Source organism: Chamaesiphon sp. VAR_69_metabat_338 (assembly GCF_031423935.1).
GTDB lineage: Bacteria > Cyanobacteriota > Cyanobacteriia > Cyanobacteriales > Chamaesiphonaceae > Chamaesiphon.
Window position 1 is genome coordinate 1 of sequence record NZ_JANPGM010000655.1, and the last position, 2,315, is coordinate 2,315.

Consider the following 2,315-nt stretch of genomic DNA (forward strand, 5'->3'; position numbering starts at 1 on the left):
TGGGATTGCGATCCCAATCCTATTTATCTATCCTACCCATTTTGGGACTCAATATTAAGATTTGTCGCAAAATTTTAGCTAAACAGATATAATTGGTTCTCTTGTTTGGGGCAGTTACCTACCCCAGATCGTGAAATTCGATCGAGCTATCCTCAAGCAAACTTAATTTTGAGATAATCCTCATCCATCTTCGCACCAGTAGGTTGCAGCGCAGCCAGAGCTTGCGGTAGCACCATGTTCCGGCGGTGGTTGCCGATCCGGATATTCAATTCATCGCCAGTTTTATTGAGTTGAATATGGTCTTTGGCAATTCCTGGCAGATACAGCTCCAGACTGTAGAGGCAGTTACCTTCCTGGACGACGCGGAGGGTGGTTTCTTGGTAGTAAACCTTGCTGGGATCTTCATCGCCATAGAGAGTGTCCTTCAATCGATCGAGTGCTTCGAGTCCACACAGCTCCTCGGTATACAACGGCACTTCCTTCACTGGCAGCGGATGAAAATTCTCGTGAATCTGCTGGCGATATTTCTCTTGATTTTCCTTCCAGGTTTTGAAGAAGGGATCGGTGACGGTAGCCGGAATGATCCGATTGGCAATAATCAAATCGGTCGAGACGTTGTACAAACTTAGGTAAGCATGGGCGCGTAGCGACTCTTTGATTACCATCTTCTCTGGGTTCGTCACTAAACGCACCGAAGAGACGGTGTTATCCATCAAGATCTTCTGCAATGCTTCGATTTGCTCGTAAAATTCATAGGGCGCATCCATTACTTCCTTATTCGGCAACGAGAACCCCGCGATCGGTCTAAATAGCGGTTCGACTAGCGGTCTGAGCGCAACTGACACCGCCTGCAAGGGCTTGTAAAACTTCCGCATATACCAACCGCCGACTTCCGGCAAACTCAGCAATCTCAGGGCAGTTCCGGTTGGTGCCGAGTCGATAATCAAGACATCATAGATGCCCTCGTCATAGTGCCGCTTCATCCGCACTAGCCCAAAGATCTCATCCATCCCAGGTAAAATCGCCAATTCCTCAGCTTGCACGCCTTCCATGCCGCGCGCTTGCAAAACTTGGGTGATGTACCGTTTAACCGCGCCCCAGTTACCTTCTAATTCTTTGAGGGCATCGAGTTCCGCACCCCAGAGGTTCGGACGCACCTCGCGCGGATCGTGTCCCATCTCCATGTCAAAGCTATCCGCCAGCGAATGCGCGGGATCGGTACTCAATACCAGCGTCCGATAACCGAGTTCGGCACACCGCAATCCAGTTGCCGCCGCAACTGAGGTTTTACCCACACCACCTTTCCCAGTCATCAAAATTAAACGCATGTTCTCTATGTTGTATCCGAGTAATCTTTAGGCGCAGCCTCTATAAGAGAACATCGCTATTCTCGATCTTAACGGTTTTTGCTCTGGGAAGCTATTTTTGGGGATCGTTCGGGATCGCGATCGGCTTAAGTCTTTCTCTATCCGCTCTGGGTCTGGGTATCGATCGTGAGTACCATTAGTTTAATGATGGAGGCGGTCGCCGAAATCGATAACCATCTGATTCGATGACAACAAAAGCTCCAGACAAATCTGTTTCTGAATAAGTTTCTAAAACTCGTGTCAGTTCGCTATGTACTTCATTAGCATTATCGAGCTGAATACGGAGATAAATTACGCCCGCTCCCATCCCCCTCACAAAAACAAGATTTCCATAATCTCGATCTCGTGTGACCAAAATTCGATGTTGTAACTGTGCAGTTCTAAGTATTTCTTCGTCTGCGGCTGATGCCATCCCCAGCTCAGACACAAGGACAACATCATGCCCAGCAGTAATTATAAATCTGGCTGTTACTGCATACACATCTTGGTCGAGTAAAAGGCGCATAATTAAGCCGAAAGCAAATGAATATCCTCAGATGCTACCAATGCAATAGCATACCTGAGACAAGCATGAATATCTTCAGCTTGCAGATCGGGATAGTAGTCTTGGATAATTGATTCAAATGATAGTCCGCCATCGATTAGCTCCAATACGCTCTGAACTGTAATGCGCGTTCCAGAGATACAAGGCTTGCCAAAGTGGATATTAGAGTTTACCGAAATTTTAGACATGGCGATCGTACTTCTCATCGGATTTTCTCAATTTTAAGATATTTAGTTAATTATCGCTAATATTCACATCTACTACTTCCAGATCTCTCATCACTTGCAACCAGCGATCGGGTGTTGGTAGAAGCTACATCATACTTTCTAGGTTCGAGTTGCCACTATTGGCATTGAATAATAATGAGGCATAATCATAAGGCTTGCGTTCGTGGTTGCCCATCA

Annotated in this window: 3 protein-coding genes; all 3 read right to left on the reverse strand. The window is 46.6% G+C overall.

Annotation, left to right across the window (positions count from 1 at the left end):
• Nucleotides 1-152: 152 nt before the first annotated feature.
• The 3 genes from RMO84_RS18030 to RMO84_RS18040 all read right to left on the reverse strand — a co-directional run bounded on the left by RMO84_RS18030 (nt 153) and on the right by RMO84_RS18040 (nt 2,099).
• Nucleotides 153-1,328 carry a TRC40/GET3/ArsA family transport-energizing ATPase gene (locus RMO84_RS18030; RefSeq protein WP_310489821.1) on the reverse strand — a complete coding sequence of 392 codons (1,176 nt, stop codon included), beginning with the start codon at nt 1,326-1,328 and terminating at the stop codon, nt 153-155.
• A 175-nt stretch (nt 1,329-1,503) separates the two neighbouring features.
• The gene (locus tag RMO84_RS18035; RefSeq protein WP_310489822.1) at nt 1,504-1,872 is read right to left on the reverse strand and encodes a DUF5615 family PIN-like protein; all 369 of its coding nucleotides are present in this window, start codon (nt 1,870-1,872) and stop codon (nt 1,504-1,506) included.
• 2 nt (nt 1,873-1,874) lie between these two features.
• Entirely contained in the window at nt 1,875-2,099 is a 225-nt protein-coding gene (locus RMO84_RS18040; RefSeq protein WP_396135893.1) for a DUF433 domain-containing protein, read from the reverse strand.
• Nucleotides 2,100-2,315: the final 216 nt, after the last annotated feature.

Bases quoted from the DNA above. Each gene is read 5' to 3' on its own strand.
- RMO84_RS18040 (WP_396135893.1), bottom strand. From the start codon at position 2,099: ATGTCTAAAATTTCGGTAAACTCTAATATCCACTTTGGCAAGCCTTGT.
- RMO84_RS18035 (WP_310489822.1), bottom strand. From the start codon at position 1,872: ATGCGCCTTTTACTCGACCAAGATGTGTATGCAGTAACAGCCAGATTT.
- RMO84_RS18030 (WP_310489821.1), bottom strand. From the start codon at position 1,328: ATGCGTTTAATTTTGATGACTGGGAAAGGTGGTGTGGGTAAAACCTCA.